The 16,839-nt window shown below is 64.7% G+C and carries 15 protein-coding genes and 1 riboswitch; of the genes, 11 read left to right on the top strand and 4 right to left on the bottom strand.

The window, feature by feature from the left end:
- Positions 1 to 62: 62 nt before the first annotated feature.
- The 4 genes from PCA20602_RS18390 (at position 63) to PCA20602_RS18375 (ending at position 5,370) form a co-directional block, all read left to right on the top strand.
- Positions 63 to 1,529 (top strand): glutamate synthase subunit beta, encoded by a 1,467-nt coding sequence (locus PCA20602_RS18390; RefSeq protein ID WP_150722454.1) that lies wholly within the window; start codon positions 63 to 65, stop codon positions 1,527 to 1,529.
- 508 nt (positions 1,530 to 2,037) lie between these two features.
- A complete protein-coding gene (locus PCA20602_RS18385) occupies positions 2,038 to 3,357 on the top strand; it encodes an MFS transporter (RefSeq protein ID WP_069342337.1) in 1,320 nt (439 codons plus the stop codon).
- Between the two features lie 208 nt (positions 3,358 to 3,565).
- Positions 3,566 to 4,390: an NAD-dependent epimerase/dehydratase family protein gene (locus PCA20602_RS18380; protein WP_150722453.1), complete on the top strand. Its 825-nt coding sequence runs from the start codon at positions 3,566 to 3,568 to the stop codon at positions 4,388 to 4,390.
- A gap of 11 nt (positions 4,391 to 4,401) precedes the next feature.
- Positions 4,402 to 5,370 carry an SMP-30/gluconolactonase/LRE family protein gene (locus PCA20602_RS18375; RefSeq protein ID WP_150722519.1) on the top strand — a complete coding sequence of 323 codons (969 nt, stop codon included), beginning with the start codon at positions 4,402 to 4,404 and terminating at the stop codon, positions 5,368 to 5,370.
- A gap of 161 nt (positions 5,371 to 5,531) precedes the next feature.
- On the opposite strand, the gene PCA20602_RS18370 is transcribed toward PCA20602_RS18375, so the two are convergent.
- The 3 genes from PCA20602_RS18370 to PCA20602_RS18360 form a co-directional block, all read right to left on the bottom strand.
- A complete protein-coding gene (locus PCA20602_RS18370; protein ID WP_150722452.1) occupies positions 5,532 to 6,791 on the bottom strand; it encodes an MFS transporter in 1,260 nt (419 codons plus the stop codon).
- Between the two features lie 144 nt (positions 6,792 to 6,935).
- Positions 6,936 to 7,712: an SDR family NAD(P)-dependent oxidoreductase gene (locus PCA20602_RS18365; RefSeq protein ID WP_150722518.1), complete on the bottom strand. Its 777-nt coding sequence runs from the start codon at positions 7,710 to 7,712 to the stop codon at positions 6,936 to 6,938.
- Positions 7,713 to 7,910: 198 nt separating this feature from the next.
- Positions 7,911 to 9,713, bottom strand: coding sequence for an ABC transporter ATP-binding protein/permease (locus tag PCA20602_RS18360; RefSeq protein ID WP_246182226.1), 1,803 nt, complete (start codon positions 9,711 to 9,713; stop codon positions 7,911 to 7,913).
- A 260-nt stretch (positions 9,714 to 9,973) separates the two neighbouring features.
- Positions 9,974 to 10,125, top strand: a riboswitch (TPP riboswitch).
- Positions 10,126 to 10,275: 150 nt separating this feature from the next.
- Here PCA20602_RS18360 and PCA20602_RS18355 point away from each other — a divergent pair.
- From PCA20602_RS18355 to PCA20602_RS18340, 4 genes are read left to right on the top strand one after another with little or no spacing between them, the layout of a single operon-like run.
- A complete protein-coding gene (locus PCA20602_RS18355; RefSeq protein ID WP_150722451.1) occupies positions 10,276 to 11,418 on the top strand; it encodes an FAD-dependent oxidoreductase in 1,143 nt (380 codons plus the stop codon).
- 16 nt (positions 11,419 to 11,434) lie between these two features.
- Positions 11,435 to 11,632, top strand: coding sequence for a sulfur carrier protein ThiS (gene thiS, locus PCA20602_RS18350; RefSeq protein ID WP_069342332.1), 198 nt, complete (start codon positions 11,435 to 11,437; stop codon positions 11,630 to 11,632).
- 1 nt (position 11,633) lies between these two features.
- Complete coding sequence (locus tag PCA20602_RS18345; RefSeq protein ID WP_069342331.1) at positions 11,634 to 12,479, top strand: thiazole synthase; 846 nt, start codon at positions 11,634 to 11,636, stop codon at positions 12,477 to 12,479.
- A gap of 54 nt (positions 12,480 to 12,533) precedes the next feature.
- Entirely contained in the window at positions 12,534 to 13,736 is a 1,203-nt protein-coding gene (locus PCA20602_RS18340; RefSeq protein WP_150722450.1) for a thiamine phosphate synthase, read from the top strand.
- An 85-nt stretch (positions 13,737 to 13,821) separates the two neighbouring features.
- Here the strand turns inward: PCA20602_RS18340 and PCA20602_RS18335 are convergent, their stop codons facing one another.
- Positions 13,822 to 14,316 (bottom strand): GNAT family N-acetyltransferase, encoded by a 495-nt coding sequence (locus tag PCA20602_RS18335; RefSeq protein ID WP_174981294.1) that lies wholly within the window; start codon positions 14,314 to 14,316, stop codon positions 13,822 to 13,824.
- A gap of 347 nt (positions 14,317 to 14,663) precedes the next feature.
- Between PCA20602_RS18335 and PCA20602_RS18330 the strand changes: the two genes are divergently transcribed.
- The 3 genes from PCA20602_RS18330 to mlaD are packed head-to-tail and all read left to right on the top strand — an operon-like array spanning position 14,664 to position 16,839.
- Positions 14,664 to 15,476, top strand: coding sequence for an ABC transporter ATP-binding protein (locus tag PCA20602_RS18330; protein ID WP_150722516.1), 813 nt, complete (start codon positions 14,664 to 14,666; stop codon positions 15,474 to 15,476).
- Entirely contained in the window at positions 15,473 to 16,240 is a 768-nt protein-coding gene (gene mlaE, locus PCA20602_RS18325; protein ID WP_069342330.1) for a lipid asymmetry maintenance ABC transporter permease subunit MlaE, read from the top strand. The genes PCA20602_RS18330 and mlaE overlap by 4 nt, the downstream gene beginning before the upstream one ends.
- A gap of 53 nt (positions 16,241 to 16,293) precedes the next feature.
- On the top strand, positions 16,294 to 16,839 hold the full coding sequence (gene mlaD / locus PCA20602_RS18320; protein WP_150722448.1) for an outer membrane lipid asymmetry maintenance protein MlaD: 546 nt from the start codon (positions 16,294 to 16,296) through the stop codon (positions 16,837 to 16,839).

The raw sequence follows: 16,839 nt of genomic DNA, 5'->3' as shown, positions 1-16,839 counted from the left end.
CCCGCAGGCGTGCCGCGCGCGGGTGAGGCACGGTAACCACAAAACTTTCCGACTGAAGAAACATGGGCAAGGTCACAGGTTTTCTCGAATTCGAGCGCCAGAGCGAGTCGTACGAAGCACCGCTGGCACGCGTCAAGCATTACAAGGAGTTCGTGCTCGCGCTCTCCGACGATCAGGCAAAGGTGCAGGGCGCACGCTGCATGGACTGCGGCATTCCGTTCTGCAGCAACGGTTGCCCGGTCAACAACATCATTCCCGACTTCAACGATCTGGTGTATCGCCAGGACTGGAAGTCGGCCATCTCGGTGCTGCACTCGACCAACAACTTCCCGGAATTCACGGGACGTATCTGCCCGGCGCCGTGTGAAGCGGCCTGCACGCTGAACATCAACAGCGACGCCGTGGGCATCAAGTCGATCGAGCACGCGATCATCGACAAGGCCTGGAGCGAAGGCTGGGTCGAGCCGCAACCGGCCCGGCACAAGACCGGCAAGACGGTCGCCGTCGTCGGTTCGGGCCCGGCGGGCATGGCGGTGGCGCAGCAGCTCGCGCGCGCCGGTCACGACGTCACCGTGTTCGAGAAGAACGATCGCGTGGGCGGCCTGCTGCGTTACGGCATCCCCGACTTCAAGCTGGAGAAGTGGCTGATCGATCGCCGCATGCGCCAGATGGAAGCCGAAGGCGTGACGTTCCGCACCGGTGTCTACGTGGGCAAGGACGCCCCCGAAGCGCACATCAACAACTTCTCCAAAGAGACGATCTCGCCGGAGCAGTTGCAGGCGCAGTTCGACGCCGTGGTCATCGCCGGTGGCGCTGAACAGCCGCGCGATCTGCCGGTGCCGGGCCGCGAACTCGAAGGCATTCATTTCGCGATGGAATTCCTGCCGCAGCAGAACAAGGTCAACGCGGGCGACAAGCTGGCGAACCAGATGCTGGCTACGGGCAAGAACGTGATCGTGATCGGTGGCGGTGACACCGGTTCCGACTGCGTGGGCACGTCGAATCGTCATGGCGCCAAGCGCGTGACGCAGTTCGAACTGCTGCCGCAACCGCCGGAGCAGGAAAACAAGCCGATGGTGTGGCCGTACTGGCCGACCAAGCTGCGCACGTCGTCGAGCCACGAAGAGGGCTGCGAGCGCGACTGGTCGGTGGCGACGAAGCGCTTCGAAGGCAAGAACGGCAAGGTCGAAAAGCTGATCGCCGTGCGTCTCGAATGGAAAGACGGCAAGATGCAGGAAGTGCCGGGCTCGGAATTCGAACTCAAGGCCGATCTGGTACTGCTGGCCATGGGCTTCGTCTCGCCGCTGCAAACGGTGCTCGACGCGTTCGGCGTGGATAAGGATGCGCGTGGCAACGTGCGTTCGTCGACCGAAGGCGAGCGCGCCTACACGACGAACCTGCCGAAGGTCTTCGCGGCCGGCGACGTGCGTCGCGGTCAATCGCTGGTGGTGTGGGCGATTCGTGAAGGTCGCCAGTGCGCCCGCGCGGTGGACGAGTTCCTGATGGGCCACTCGGAACTGCCGCGCTGAGTCCCGGCAAGTGTTTCGAGGCGCACCTTCTTCGGGTGCGCCGGGCCTGAATGACTCAGCTGGTGTGTCGGTAATGCCTGCCAAAACCACAAATACGGGGTGGTTGTGAGGTTGAGAGGAGGGGGCGCGGAGGTAGGCATCTGCGTCGCTGTGAAGAAGCCGTCCGGATGGTAACGTCCGGACGGTTTTTTCTTGCCTGTTCCCCTGGTGAGGCCGCCGGTCGTCAAGCGCCCTTTGGTCTGTGAAATTCTGTAGGTTGCTAAATATAAGACGTCATACAACAGGACGTCACTGTGACGCCTCCACATGCGAAGAAACTCTCCCAACATGTGCAAACTTCAAGCATGATAAGGCTTTTGGCGCTGACATCGCAAATCGTCGAAAAGACTGGGGATTATCCGTAAACGACGTAATTCAGCATTGTCATCGTACATCGTCTCACGTAGGATGCCTCTCCAAGCAAGCCACTCGCTTGCCATAAAAATATCCACGGAGAGAGACAGCCATCATGGCACTGAAGATCAAAGGCCTGCGCTGGTGGATGATCGGACTGCTGACGCTCGGCACGGTCATGAACTACCTCGCACGCAGCTCGCTTGCCGTTGCCGCCCCCACGGTGATGAAGGATCTCCACATCACGACCCAGCAATATGGCTGGATCACGGGCGCCTTCCTTGTGCTGTATCCGATCGGTGCCCCCATCACCGGTTATCTGATGGACCGCATCGGCCTGCGCCTGGGCTTCCTGATTTGCGGCGTGATGTGGTCGGTGGTGTGCATGCTGCACGGTCTGGCTGACGGCTGGATCGGCCTGTTCGTGTTGCGCGGTCTGCTGGGTCTGGCCGAAGCGTCGTTCATTCCGGCGGGCATGCGTGCCGCCGCGTTCTGGTTCCCGACGAAGGAGCGCGCGCTCGCGGCGGGCATCTTCAACATCGGCACGTCCATCGGGGCAATCCTCGCGCCGCCGCTCATCGCGTGGTCGATCCTGCGCTACAACTGGGAGACGGCGTTCGTGATCGCCGGCGCGCTGGGCCTCGTGTGGGGCGTGCTGTGGTTCGCGTTCTACCGCCATCCCACCGATCACCCGGCACTCACGCAGGCGGAGTCGGACTACATCAACGAAGGCCGTGCTGTCGACGCCGCCGCAGACGCCCGCAAGCCGAACCTCCTCTCGATCCTGCGTCAGCGCAACTTCTGGGGTATCGCACTGCCGCGTTTCTTCGCCGATCCAGTGTGGGGCACGATTGTGTTCTGGATGCCGCTATACCTCAATCAGGCGCGCGGTTTCGACCTGAAGACGATTGCGGCCACGGCCTGGCTGCCGTTCGTGGCGGCGGATATCGGCTGCCTGATGGGCGGCACGGTGTCGGTGTGGCTGAACAAGCATTTCAAGATCACCATTTTCAACGGCAAGCGCGTGGTGTTCACCATCGGCGCGCTCGTCATGACGGCGATGTGCGGCGTGGGCTTCGTCAAAGACCCGATGATGGCGATCTTCCTGCTGTGCCTCGGCGGCTTTGCGCACCAGACGTTGTCCGTCACCGTGATTTCGATGTCGGCCGACCTGTTCCCGCGTAACGAAGTGGCAACGGTCACGGGCCTTGCGGGCCTGTCCGCCGGTATCGGCAACCTGCTCTTCACGCTGGTGATCGGCACGTTTGTGACGGCAGTGGGCTACGCACCGTTCTTCGTGGCGCTGGGCCTGGGCGACATCATCGGCGCGGTGATTCTGTGGACGGTGGTCAAGCCCCATATCTCGGGGACGGCCACGCCGGCGCCGGTGAACCCGCGTACCCAGGTCGACGTGAGTCGCACGGCCAATGCCTAGCCAGCGAACTTCGCCTGTCCGGTGCGATGATGCGGGACGACGCAATTCCCGCCATCGTCACCCGAAGATTTGACGTACGCCGCGCTGCACACTCCCCCTTGGGTGTGCGGCGCGGCGTCGGTTTTGTTGTAGCGATGTCACCCACAAGCCGTGCGCGGCAAGCGTGCATCGCGATTTACCGATGAATCAGGAGCAATAAGGAATCACTATGAGCCAGACTTCCGGCAAACCCTTCCGTCGTCTTCTGCTGACCGGCGCAGCGGGCAATCTCGGCAAACAACTGCGCGGCAAACTCGCCGAGTGGGCGGACATCGTGCGCGTGAGCGACATCGTGCCGATCACCGACACAGCTTCGCACGAAGAAGCCATGCAGGTCGACCTCGCCGACCGCGCGGCCGTCCATGCGTTGCTCGAAGGGGTGGACGCCCTGGTGCATCTCGGCGGCGTGTCCGTCGAAGCGCCGTTCGACGACATCATGCAGGCGAACATCCTCGGGCTGTACAACGTCTACAGCGCCGCGCAGAAGCAAGGCGTGAAGCGCATCGTCTACGCCAGCTCGAACCACGCGGTCGGTTTCCATCCGGTGACGGAAGTGCTCGACATCGACGCACCGCACCGTCCGGACGGCATGTACGGCATCTCGAAGTGCTTCGGCGAAGACCTCTCGCGTTACTACTTCGATCGCTTCGGTCTCGAGACCGTGTGTCTGCGTATCGGCTCGTCGTTCGAACAACCGAAGAACCCGCGCATGATGGTGACGTACCTGAGCTATCGCGATTTCGTCGAACTCGTGCGTTGCTCGCTGTTCACGAACCGTGTGGGTCACGCGATCATTTACGGCGTGTCGAACAACCCGACGCTGTGGGTCGACAACACCAAGGCGGCGTTCCTCGGCTTCCGTGCGCAAGACAGCTCGGCCGAGTTCGCCGGTCTGTTCCCGGCCAAGGCGCCGGACCCGCAGATGGACGACTGGACGCAGCGCTTCCAGGGCGGCCCGTTCGTATTGATGGGGCCGATGGAGCCGAAGGCGTGAGTGTGTCCGGCGTGTCGGGTGTCTCGGGCGTCTCCATCGAGCGACTCGAACCGTCGCGTGCGGCGCCGCACGCCGTCGGCGAGAGCCCGTTATGGCGCGCCGACGAGCAGGCGCTCTACTGGGTCGACATTCCCGCGAAGCAATTGCATCGCGTGACGCCCGCCGACGGTGAGCATCGCGAGTGGACATTCCCCGAGCAGGTCGCCTGCTTCTCGTTCGACGCGTCGGGCACGTTGCTCGCCGCGTGCGAGACCGGGCTGTTCGCGGTGCGGCTGGGCGCGCCGGGGCAGGTGCCGACGTCCGCGTGGGAACGGCTCGCTGCGCCGGTGTTTCCGGCGTCGGGCATGCGCTTCAACGATGGACGTTGCGATCGTCAGGGCCGCTTCTGGGCCGGGACGATGGTCGCCGACATGTCGCTCGCGAGCGACGCAGGTTCGCTGTTCCGCTTCGACGCGCAGGGACGGCTGTCCGCTCCGCTCGTCGACGGTCTGGTGACGCAGAACGGTCTGGGTTTCTCGCCGGACAGCCGCACGATGTATCTGAGCGACTCGCATCCGACGGTGCGTCGCGTGTGGGCGTTCGACTTCGATGCCGAGCGCGGTGCGATCAGCAACCGGCGTCTGTTCGTCGACATGCACCAGTATCCGGGACGCCCCGACGGCGCGGCGGTCGATGCCGACGGCGGTTACTGGACGTGTGCCAACGACGGCAGCCGTCTGCTGCGATTCACGCCGGCGGGGGCGCTCGATCGCGAGATCGTGCTGCCGGTGTCGAAGCCGTCGATGTGCGCGTTCGGGGGGCGAGATTTCGATACGCTGTTCGTGACGTCCATTCGTCCGGGGACGAACGCGAACGAACACGACGGTCACGTATTTGCCGTGCGATGCGGCGTGCAGGGATTGCCGGAAACGCCTTATGCCGGATCATTAGCCGGAACATTGGCGGGCACTTTGCCCGAGGCGACGGCAGGCAGTGTGTAGGCGGGGGTACGAAGGTGGCGACGCTGCAAAGAACGACATAAGCGGCGCGCACTGAAGCGGTTCCGGAGGGCTGGCTTACACAAATGGCTATCCGGTGAGGCGGCGGGACGTCGGTCGATCGTGGTGTTCGATCCGGCGTCCCGTTTTGCCATCTGGCGAACTTAATGCACGAAGTCGGTCGTGACGAGCGACTTGCCGCGCGTTTCCGGCAACAGCAACGCGCACACGACGACCAGCAGATAACCGCCGCCCGCCACCATGCCGATGGCCTTCACGAGCGAGCCGGTCTGGGCGAGCGTGCCCACGGCAATCGGGAAGAACGAGCCGATGCCACGCCCAAGGTTGTAGCAGAAACCCTGGCCCGAGCCGCGGATGTGGTTCGGATACAGCTCGGTGAGATACGCACCGATGCCCGCGAAAATCCCCTGCACGACGATGCCCAGCGGGAAGCCGAGCAACAGCATGGCGCTGTCGGTAATGGGCAGCATCGTGTAGACCATGCCGAGCACGAACGAGGCGATGGCGAAGAAGATGAATGCGCCGCGGCGTCCGAGCTTGTCGGAGAGAATCGCGCCGACGATGTAGCCCACGAACGAGCCGACGATCAGCACGATCAGGTACGCGCTCGTGTTGAACACCGACAGACCGCGCACCGTTTTCAGATACGTGGGCAGCCACGTGGTGATCGCGTAGTAGCCGCCGAGCATCCCGGTGCACAGCAGGCTGCCGAGGATCGTCGTCTTCAGATGGTCGCGCGAGAAAATCTGGGTGAAGTTGCCCTGCAACTGGCCTTCGGCGATCTTGCGGCGCGTCTGCGTGAAGATCTCAGGGTCCGACACATTGCGGCGCACATACGTGATCCACAGCGCCGGCACGATGCCGATCCAGAAGCACGCACGCCATGCCGTGCCTTCGTCGAGCACCGCGAAGAAGAACCAGTACAGCAGCGCGGCGGCAGCCCAGCCGACCGACCAACTGCTTTGCACGGTGCCGACCGCTTTCGCACGATGCTGCGGCGAGCGGATCATCTCGCCCATCATCATCGTGACGACCGTCCATTCACCGCCGAATCCGATGCCCTGCAACGTGCGCGTGACGAGCAACTGCCAGAACGAGTTCGTGAAGCCGGAGAGGAACGTGAACAGGCAGAACGTGGCGATGGTCCATTGCAGCACGCGCACGCGGCCGAAGCGGTCCGCGAGAATCCCCGCGAGCCAGCCGCCCACCGCCGACGAGATCAGCGAACTGGTCGCGATCATGCCGGCCTCGCCCTTCGTCATGCCCCATGCGGCGATGAGCGTGGGGATCAGGAACGAATAGATCATGAAGTCGAATGCGTCGACGGCATAGCCGCCGAAGCCCGCATACAGGGCCTTGCGCTCCTTCGTGTTGAGTTCGTTGAACCAGGAAAAAAATGCCATGAAGACTCCTCGGTGGATCGTGTGCTTGTCGTTATGTGCGTGACGTGTGGTGATTGTCATTCGATGCATGGCATCGATGTTTGAGTCCACGTCTGACTCGGGAAAGCGGGTGGCTAATGGCGGTATGACGGATCGCGGACGGCATCACAGCGTGAGACCGCCATCGACATGAATGACTTGTCCGGTGATCTGCCGGGCGTGCGGGCCGAGCAGGAAGACGGCGAGCGCGGCGATGTCGTCGGGCTCGCACAGCCGGCCGGTCGGCGTGGCATCGGCGGCGCGTTGCCATGCGGCCGGATCGATCGCCGAGTGGCCGCTGTCCTTGCGCGTGTAACCGGGCGCGACGCAGTTGATCGTCACTCCAGCGCGCGCGTATTCAGCGGCGGCGCTTTTCGCGAGGGCTTCGATGGCGGCCTTGGCGGCGGCCGTCGCCGGAAAGCCCGGCTGATTCGGTGCAAAGCGGTGCGCGACGAACGAGCTGACGGCGACGACGCTCCCGAATGGCGAGCGTTGCAGGTCGGGCAGCGCGTGGCGCAGCAGCGCGGCGAACGCGCCCGGCATGGCGGCGAGCGTGCGGGCGAAGGCCTCGTCGTCGATGTCAGCCACGGACTGGCGCGTTGCGAAACCGGCGTTGCTCACGCACTGGTCGATGGGGCCGAAGGCGTCGTGTGCGGCGTCGACGAGGCGAGCCGCCATCGAGGTGTCTGTCAGATCGCCGTGCCACACGGCGCAGTGCGCACCGAGGGCTTCGCAATGGCGACGCACGTCCGCCAGTCGCGCCTGACTCTCATCTGACGCGCCACGGGTGTGCAACAGCAAACGGGAATCGGGGGAGGCGAGGCGGCGGGCGATGGCCGCACCGATGCCGGAGGCGGCGCCGGTCACGACGATGGTGCGTCCGGCGGGCGGCTGCACGGGCATCGGCTGGCCGGATGAAGAAACTGGGGTAGTCACGGTGAGCCCGGGTGAAGCCTAAGGGGTGCTCGTGATTATGCCAAACGCCCGGCGCGCCGGACCAGACGCGTCAATATTATTTATGAAGTGAACCAACCGGGGCGCAGCGCCCGTGCCTGCGTGCTCCCCGGCGTCCGATCCATCGTGCCGATCGACATCGACAACCTAGCTCGCGGCCGCCACCGGCGACGACTCGACGCCACCGAGTGCCGGCAGCGTCATGGTGTGCTGATGGAAGCGACCGAGCGTTTCCCGATGCGCCACACTCACGATGGCCGTGCCCGGCAGCCGGGCATGCAGGGCGTCGTACACGGCCGCTTCGGTCTCGACGTCGAGCGCGCTGGTCGCTTCGTCGAGGAACAGATAGTCCGGCTTTTGCAGCAATGCGCGGGCGGCGGCGAGTCGCTGTTGTTCGCCACCCGACAGGCGTCGTGCCCAGTGCGCGGAGGTCTGCAATTCGTCGCTGTATTGCGACAGATTCACCGCGCTCAATGCGTCGCGGCATTCGGCGTCCGTGAAGGTGTCGGGCGGCGACGGGAACGCCAGCGCGGCCTTGAGTGTGTCGATGGGGAGGTAGCTCTGCTGCGAGAGGAAGAGTACGCGGGCGTTGGCGGGGACTTCGATGCGTCCGCTGCCGAACGGCCACAGCCCCGCGAGCGCGCGCAGCATGGTGCTCTTGCCGCAGCCCGAGCGTCCGCGAACCAGCCAGCGCGACCCCGGCGCGAACGCGAACGAACCCGCCACCGTCAGCGGTGTGCCATTGGGCAGCGACAGCGTAAGGTCGGCCGCCGCGTAGGCCGGGGCGTCGTTGACCGTCGCCACCGAGATGCCGCCCTTCTGGGCCGTTTGGGCCGTTTGCGGGGCTTCGTCGATCACGCGCGTGAATTCGCGCAGACGGTTGATTGTCGCCTTCCAGTCGGCCAGTGTCTGGAAACTGTTCACGAACCACGAGAAGCCGTCGCTCACCTGACCGAAGGCGCCGATGATGCGCATCAGCACGCCCAGCGTGAATGCGCCCGCGAAATAGCGCGGCGCGGCCGCCATGATCGGGAAGACGATGGCGATCTGCGCATAGATCGAGTTCGCGAAGATCAGGCGTTTGGTCACGACCATGATCTGCCACCAGTTATCGCGCACCGCACCGAACGCGCCTTTCAGACGCGACAACTCCGCGCCTTCGCCGCGATAGAGCGCGACTTGCTCGGCCGATTCACGCAGACGCACCAGCAGGAAACGGAAGTCGGCTTCGACCTGCTGCTGGCGATAGCTCAGCCCCACGAGCGGGCGGCCGACCTTGAAGATGAAGAACGAGCCGACGATGGCGTACAACGCCGCGACCCACACCATGTAGCCCGGGATCGTGATGTTCATGCCGCCGAGGGCGAAGGACAGCGCGCCGGAAATCGTCCAGAGAATGGTGATGAAGGAGAACAGCGAGACGAGCGTCGTGAGCAGGTCGAGCGACAGCGCGAGCGACGAACTGACGAGCGTGCGGATGTCCTCGGAAATACGCTGGTCGGGGTTGTCGGCGAGGTGATCGCGCTCGATCCGGTAATACGCCTGATGGGCGAACCACTTGGTCAGGTTGGCGTCGGTGACCCACTGACGCCAGCGGATTTCGAGCATCTGCCGGAAGTAGGTACGAAACGTCGCGATGATGATGAAGCTGAACGCTAGCACTGCAAACTCGGCGAGCGACGACTTGAAGACCGGCCAGTTACGTTTGTCGAGTGCGTCGTAGAAGCTGGCGTTCCACGCGTTGAGTCGCACGTTGATGAACACGACCGCCAGATTGAGCGCGATGACGAGGGCGAGCAGCCGTCGGCCTTCCCAGCGCTTTTCGGACACCCAATACGGCCGGATCAGTTGCCACGCGCTGGGATGCTTCGGCGGTCTGGGCGCAGGCGTGGCGGTGACGCCAGAGGCCGGGGCGGCGGGCGGTGTGGGGGACATCGGCGTCTTGGCCATGATCGTCAGGCGGCGCGGCCGCGGTGTGGCTACGTTGTCGAGCGCCGTCGGGCGCCATCTTTGGCTGATTGGACCGCAGTTCCCGATGGTGCGTTGCACGATTTACGGCCTGAGACGCGTGTGACGGGGATTTTCAGTTTACGGACCGTTACAAGGGCCAGGAGATTCGTCGAAAAACGAGACGCCAAGTACGGTAAATCGCGTGCAAACGCCCGGGAAGCCAGCTTGCACGGGCGTCGGCATCTATGTTGTAATGGCTCCGGGCGAAACAGGGGTGCTCCGTAACTGACGTAGGCGGGACGCAGGCGATGGCTTACCATGCGTCACCATGTCAGAGATCATGCGGGGCTGAGAGAGACCCTTTGCACCCGACCCGGGTAATACCGGCGTGGGAAGTTTCCGACTCCTCCAGTGGGGTAAGGTGTCCAACACCGTTTCGTCCTTTGCTTTCATGAGGAAAGGACCCCATGCGTTGCCTTCCACAACACCCTTCGAATTCCCGTGAGTGCCTGCGCGCCTTGATGGCTTGCGCGCGCTCCACGCGTTCCACGGCTAAGCACGTATGAGCGCGGCCACTTCACGTCCTGCCGGGCGTCCCGACGTCGCCGTGCTGGGCGGCGGGCTGTCCGGCCGTCTGCTGGCCTGGCAACTGATTCGCGCCGGTGCGCGCGTGGCGCTCTACGAGCGGGGCGACGCCGATGGCTCGTCAGCCGCCGGCTGGGTGGCCGCCGCCATGCTCGCGCCGCTGGCCGAAGCCGCCGTGGCCGAGCCGAGCATCGTCGAGATGGGCGCCGTCGGTCTGGAGCGCTGGCCCGGACTCATCGACGGACTGCCCGAACACGTCTTCTTCCAACGCAACGGCACGCTGGTCGTGTGGCATCAGCCCGACCGCGCCGAAGCCGTCATGTTCGATCGCCGCATGCGCGCCAACGCGCCGCCGGAACTGCTGCGCGGTGGCGTCGAGCGCATTGCGGGCGCGCAACTGAAAGAGGTCGAGCCGGCGCTCGCCGGGCGCTTCCAGGAAGGGTGGCTGCTGCCGAACGAAGGGCAACTGGATAACCGCCAGTTACTGCGTGCACTTGCCGCCGGGCTGGAAAAGGCGGGCGCCGAGCTGCACTGGCATACCGAGATCGCGGAAGGCGAATATCCCGACGCCGGTCTGGTCGTCGACTGCCGGGGGCTGGGCGCCCGCGAGGCGCTCACGCAACTGCGCGGCGTGCGCGGTGAGGTGGTGCGCATTCACGCGCCGGGGATCGGGTTGCGACGCCCGGTGCGCTTGCTGCATCCGCGCTATCCGATCTACATCGCACCGAAGGAAAACGATCTGTACGTGATCGGCGCGACCGAACTCGAATCGGAAGACATGTCGCCGATGACGGTGCGCTCGGCGCTCGAACTGCTCTCGGCTGCGCACTCGCTGAATCCGGCGTTCGGCGAGGCGCGTATCGTCGAGCTGAACGTCAATTGCCGTCCGGCGCTGCCCGACCATCTGCCGCGTGTGCAGTGGGACGGGGCGCGGTTGCTGCGCGTGAACGGTCTTTACCGTCACGGCTATCTGCTGGCGCCGGCGGTCACGGGAGAAGCCTGCGCGCTGGCGCAGGCATTGATGCAAACGACGGGCGCGCCAACGGGCATCGGGCAAGCGTTCGACTGGGAGACGTGGCGAGCGAGCCGGCCTTGGCCGGACTTGTTCCGTCAGGCATGAGAGGAAGGTGCAGGCGATGGACATCCATATCAATCAACAGACACTGAGCGTGGCCGAGACCGCGACGCTGGCCGAGGCGCTCGCCGCCTACGGCGCCAAACCGCCGTTCGCGGCGGCGATCAACGGGCAGTTCGTGCCCAAGACGCAATACGCCGCGCGCGCGCTCGCGCAGGGCGACAAGATCGACGTCGTGCAACCGGTGGCCGGAGGCTGAAATGAACGCATTCACGGAATCGAACAACGTGGCCGCCAGCAGCACGCGCGACGCGCTCACGCTTTACGACACCCGCTTCGGCAGCCGCTTTCTGCTCGGCACGGCGCGTTACCCGTCGCTGCAGGCGCTTAACGACTCGATCGACGCCGCCCGGCCGGGCATGGTGACGGTAGCGTTGCGCCGTCAGTTGTCGGGCACGGGCGCGCAGGCGTCCGAAGGGCATTTCTGGGAGACGCTGCGCCGCCTGGCGGTGCCGGTGCTGCCCAATACCGCCGGTTGCCACTCGGTGGAGGAGGCGGTGACGACGGCGCAAATGGCGCGCGAAGTCTTCGAGACCGACTGGATCAAGCTCGAACTCATCGGCGACGACTACACGCTTCAGCCTGATCCGTTCGGTCTCGTGACGGCGGCCGAGCAACTCATTCGTGACGGCTTCAAGGTGCTGCCGTACTGCACGGAAGATCTGGTGCTGTGCCGCCGTCTGCTGGACGTCGGCTGTCAGGCGCTGATGCCGTGGGGCGCCCCGATCGGCACGGGCAAGGGCGTGATCAATCCGTATGGCCTGCGTCTGCTGCGCGACCGGTTGCCGGACACGCCGCTGATCGTCGACGCGGGTCTGGGCCTGCCGTCGCACGCCTGTCAGGTGATGGAGTGGGGCTACGACGGCGTGCTGCTCAACACCGCTGTGGCGCTTGCCGCGCAGCCGGTCGAGATGGCCGGGGCGTTCGCCGGGGCGATCAAGGCCGGACGTGCCGCATGGCTCGCGGGGCCGATGGCCGAGCGCGAGAGCGCCGAAGCGAGCACGCCGGTCGTCGGGGTGCCGTTCTGGCATCAGACAGGCGCCTGATCGCGACCTGCACAGACAGACCACTGCCGGACATCAGACCAACAAGGACTTTTCATGACGACGCACGCTGGCGCCGCCGGGCTTTCGCACGTCCAGTGCCTGCCTACCGACGAACCTCTCGCGAACGCATGGCGGCAGGCGGCCGACGGGATTCGCGCACGGCTCGCGCCGTGGCCGTCGAGCGCAACGTCGCCTGACTGGCGTCTGCATGCCAGCACGCCCGAAGCCGCAACCCAAGGTGACGTGGTCTGGCTGCCGCTCGTGCCCGAGCACGGGTTGGGCACGATGGCATCCGTCAAGGTAGAGGCGTGGCGTGCGAGCGGCGCGGTCGTGCTGTGCACCGGCGCGACGGCGCAGGGGCATGTGCAGGACACGCTCTACACGAGCGACGGCGTCTATCGCGTGACGGGCGTCGACGATCCGTCGTTCTTCCCGGCGTTTGCCGCGTTCCTCGACTGCGGTTTCGAACCCCACGATGCGCTCGTGCTGGCCCGCGCCTGGCGCACCGACGGCAGTCATGCGCGCAAGGGAGATGAAGGGGATGCCGATACGTTGGGCGCATGGCCGACCCGGCTGGAGACGTTTCCTACCGTGCTCGGACAAGTGCCGTCGCCGGGACGCTTCCCCGAGTGCCCGGCGCGTCTCGGGCTCTATCCGGTGCTGCCCGACGCCGACTGGTGCGAGCGCATGGCCGAACTTCAGGTCGGCACGGTGCAATTGCGCATCAAGGATCCGGCGCATCCCAGGTTGCGCTCGGAGATCGAGCGGACGGTTGCCGCCGGACGACGTGTGACGCGTGACAGCGCGTGGTTCATCAACGATCACTGGCGCGAAGCCGCGCAAGCCGGGGCGTACGGGGTGCATCTCGGTCAGGAAGACATGGCGGCGCTCTCGGCCGACGAAGTCGCCGCACTGCACGCGAGCGGCATGCGTCTGGGCATCAGCACGCACGGCTATTACGAGATGCTGGCCGCGCATCATTTCCGTCCGAGCTATCTGGCCGTCGGCGCCGTGTTTCCGACCACGACCAAAGTGATTGCCACGGCCCCGCAAGGGCTGGCGAAGCTCGCGCGTTACGTGAAGCTCATCGCACCGCATTACCCGCTCGTGGCGATCGGCGGCATCGATGCGACCAATCTGTCACAGGTGCTCGCTACCGGTGTGGGAAGTGCGGCGGTCGTTCGGGCCGTGACGGAAGCGTCCGATGTGGCGGGTGCGGTGAAAGGGATGCAGCAGGCATTCGCGCGACGGGCTTGAGCCGGTCGTGTCCTGAGCGTTCGGTGATGCGCGCAGCGACGGTGCCGTGCAGGCCGCGAGATGGCGTCAGCCGAGGATCGGGAGGCTACAGCGTGCGGGTCATGAATACCGCGCCGTTTCCGTAGCCTGCGAGTTTGGCGGCGATTTGCGGGGAGACGTCTGCCATCACCTCGTAGCCGAAGCGCGCCCAGAATCCCTGTGACTGCTGCACCGCGACAAGGGCCGATGCCTGCAAGCCGAGCGATTGCGCGTCGCTCAGGGCGGCCGCGTAGAGCTGACCGGCGACGCCCGCGCCCCGGGTGCGCGGCGCCAGCGCCATGTCGTGCACGTACCAGCAGTCGGCGCGTGTCGGCAGGGTGTCGAGAATGGTGTCCAGCGGCGGCGGGGCGCTCAGATGCCACGGGTGCGTGAACAAATAGCCCGCAATGTCGTTGCGGGTCACCCCGGCATCGACCGCGACCCAGCAGGTGCCCGGCGACAGTCGCAATCGCGACGCGAGCGTGGCTTCCGATTCGAGCATGACCTCACCGTAAGCGAGTGCCTGCACTGCCAGTACGTGGGGAAGGTCGCCGATTCGCATCGGACGGATCCGAAAGTTCGGCGTCACCGCAGAATGCGACCGTATGGGAGGGAAAGGCTTGGGGCTGGGAGATGACATCCCGATCAACGATTTATTGCGTGAAACGTCGTATTGTAGCAACGGCGCAACACCGGTGTCCCGACGCGTGCAGATAAGTCCTTGCCACCGTTAGGTTTTTGCATCGTTGCGCACGTTGGAACGTGATGCGGCGAACCGGCGCGGGACCTGTAAAATCCCGCCGAGCTACGCCGTTCCTTGCTTTCGCCGATTGGGCTTGGACGGCATCGATTGGTAATCCCCCCTATAATTGGCGTTTTGCGCCGCACTATAAGATCTGAAACGTGCCTATCCCGAATCCGGAAAATCTGCTCGAATTACGCGACGTCAGCTTCGGTTATGGCGAACGTCTCGTGCTTTCCGGGCTGAATATGCGGTTTCCCCGCGGCAAGGTCATTGCCGTCATGGGCGGTTCGGGCTGCGGCAAGACGACCGTCCTGCGCCTGATCGGGGGGCTCGTGCATGCCAGTCGCGGTGAAGTCGACTTCGACGGCACGGACGTCTCCACGCTCGATCGCGATGGCTGGTATCGCCTGCGTCGTCGCATGGGCATGCTGTTTCAGTTCGGCGCGCTCTTCACCGACATGACGGTGTTCGACAACGTCGCATTCCCGCTGCGCGAGCATACCCGTCTCGACGAAGACCTGATTCGCGATCTCGTGCTGATGAAGCTCAATGCCGTGGGCCTGCGTGGCGCACGCGACATGAAGCCGGCCGAGATTTCCGGCGGGATGGCGCGTCGTGTGGCGCTCGCCCGCACTATCGCGCTGGACCCGGATCTCGTCATGTACGACGAGCCGTTCACCGGGCTGGATCCGATTTCGATGGGTATCACCGCGAACCTGATTCGTAAGCTCAATGACGCGCTGGGCGCGACGTCTATCATCGTGTCGCATGACGTTGCGGAGACGTTCGCCATCGCCGACTACATCTATTTCATTAGCGAAGGCCGCATTGCCGCCGAGGGTTCGCCCGATGCGCTGCGTGCCTCGAACGATCCGACGGTGCGCCAGTTCATCGACGCCCAGCCGGACGGCCCCGTGAAGTTCCAGTATCCCGCGCCGCCGCTGGCGGAAGATTTCGGCATCGGAGCGCGTGCATGATCACCACTATCGGCAGTTTCGTTCGCGGCCACGTCGAGCGCCTGGGTTACGGCGCCCGCATGTTCCTGCGCATGCTCACGTCGAGCGGCGCGTTGCTGCGCCGGCCGCGTCTGGTGACCGATCAGATTCACTTCGTCGGTAACTACTCGTTCGTGATCATTGCCGTCTCGGGGCTTTTCGTCGGCTTCGTGCTCGGCCTGCAAGGCTATTACACACTCAACAAGTACGGCTCGGAGCAGGCGCTCGGTCTGCTCGTGGCGCTTTCGCTGGTGCGCGAGTTGGGACCGGTGGTCACGGCGCTGTTGTTCGCCGGGCGTGCGGGTACGTCGCTCACCGCCGAGATCGGTCTGATGAAGGCGGGCGAACAACTGACCGCGATGGAGATGATGGCGATCGATCCGATCGCCCGCGTGGTCGCGCCGCGCTTCTGGGCGGGCGTCATCGCCATGCCGATTCTCGCGGCGATCTTCTCGGCGATCGGTATCTTCGGCGGTTATCTCGTCGGCGTACAACTGATCGGCGTGGATTCCGGCGCGTTCTGGTCGCAGATGCAAGGCGGCGTGGACGTGTGGTCGGACGTCGCGAACGGCGTCGTCAAGAGTATCGTGTTCGGCATTGCCGTCACGTTCATTGCGCTTTATCAGGGCTTCGAAGCACAGCCGACGCCGGAAGGCGTGTCGCGTGCTACGACGCGTACGGTCGTGCAGGCATCGCTGGCGGTTCTCGGCCTCGACTTCCTGCTCACGGCTCTCATGTTCAGCTAACGGGCCGGCTCGCCTGCCAATAGATAGACAGACAGTTTGCGCACACTGACACAATGAAAAAACACCCCCTCGACTTCTGGGTTGGCCTGTTCGTGGTTATCGGCTTCGCAGCGCTGCTGTTCCTCGCGCTCAAGGCCGGTAATCTGAGTTCGCTTTCGTTCTCGAATACATACCCGGTGACGGTGCGCTTCGACAACATCGGCGGTCTGAAGCCGCGCGCTGCCGTGAAGAGTGCCGGCGTGGTGGTGGGCCGCGTAGGGTCGATCCAGTTCGACGACAAGCGCTACCTGGCCGACGTCACGCTCAACATCGATTCGCAATATCAGTTCCCGAAGGACTCGTCGGCGAAGATTCTGACGTCGGGTCTGCTCGGCGAGCAATACATCGGGCTCGAACCCGGGGGTGATGATCAGATGCTCAAGGGCGGTGATACGATCACGCTCACGCAGTCTGCCATCGTGCTCGAGAACCTGATCGGCCAGTTCCTGTACAACAAGGCAGCAGACGCCGGCGGCGCCCAATCGGGCGGCGCTTCGGCGGCACCGGCGACGGCACCCGCACCGGCGCCAGGGGCAGCAACGGCAACCCAAGGAAAATAA

It is taken from the genome of Pandoraea capi (assembly GCF_902459735.1).
Lineage (GTDB): Bacteria > Pseudomonadota > Gammaproteobacteria > Burkholderiales > Burkholderiaceae > Pandoraea > Pandoraea capi.
The sequence above is the reverse complement of the archived record's forward strand: the minus strand, read 5'-3'. Positions and strand labels throughout refer to the sequence as shown.

Coding starts and splice junctions, on each gene's coding strand:
- PCA20602_RS18390 (WP_150722454.1), top strand. CDS start 63: ATGGGCAAGGTCACAGGTTTTCTCGAATTCGAGCGCCAGAGCGAGTCG.
- PCA20602_RS18385 (WP_069342337.1), top strand. CDS start 2,038: ATGGCACTGAAGATCAAAGGCCTGCGCTGGTGGATGATCGGACTGCTG.
- PCA20602_RS18380 (WP_150722453.1), top strand. CDS start 3,566: ATGAGCCAGACTTCCGGCAAACCCTTCCGTCGTCTTCTGCTGACCGGC.
- PCA20602_RS18370 (WP_150722452.1), bottom strand. CDS start 6,791: ATGGCATTTTTTTCCTGGTTCAACGAACTCAACACGAAGGAGCGCAAG.
- PCA20602_RS18365 (WP_150722518.1), bottom strand. CDS start 7,712: ATGCCCGTGCAGCCGCCCGCCGGACGCACCATCGTCGTGACCGGCGCC.
- PCA20602_RS18360 (WP_246182226.1), bottom strand. CDS start 9,713: ATGGCCAAGACGCCGATGTCCCCCACACCGCCCGCCGCCCCGGCCTCT.
- PCA20602_RS18355 (WP_150722451.1), top strand. CDS start 10,276: ATGAGCGCGGCCACTTCACGTCCTGCCGGGCGTCCCGACGTCGCCGTG.
- thiS (WP_069342332.1), top strand. CDS start 11,435: ATGGACATCCATATCAATCAACAGACACTGAGCGTGGCCGAGACCGCG.
- PCA20602_RS18345 (WP_069342331.1), top strand. CDS start 11,634: ATGAACGCATTCACGGAATCGAACAACGTGGCCGCCAGCAGCACGCGC.
- PCA20602_RS18340 (WP_150722450.1), top strand. CDS start 12,534: ATGACGACGCACGCTGGCGCCGCCGGGCTTTCGCACGTCCAGTGCCTG.
- PCA20602_RS18335 (WP_174981294.1), bottom strand. CDS start 14,316: ATGCGAATCGGCGACCTTCCCCACGTACTGGCAGTGCAGGCACTCGCT.
- mlaE (WP_069342330.1), top strand. CDS start 15,473: ATGATCACCACTATCGGCAGTTTCGTTCGCGGCCACGTCGAGCGCCTG.
- mlaD (WP_150722448.1), top strand. CDS start 16,294: ATGAAAAAACACCCCCTCGACTTCTGGGTTGGCCTGTTCGTGGTTATC.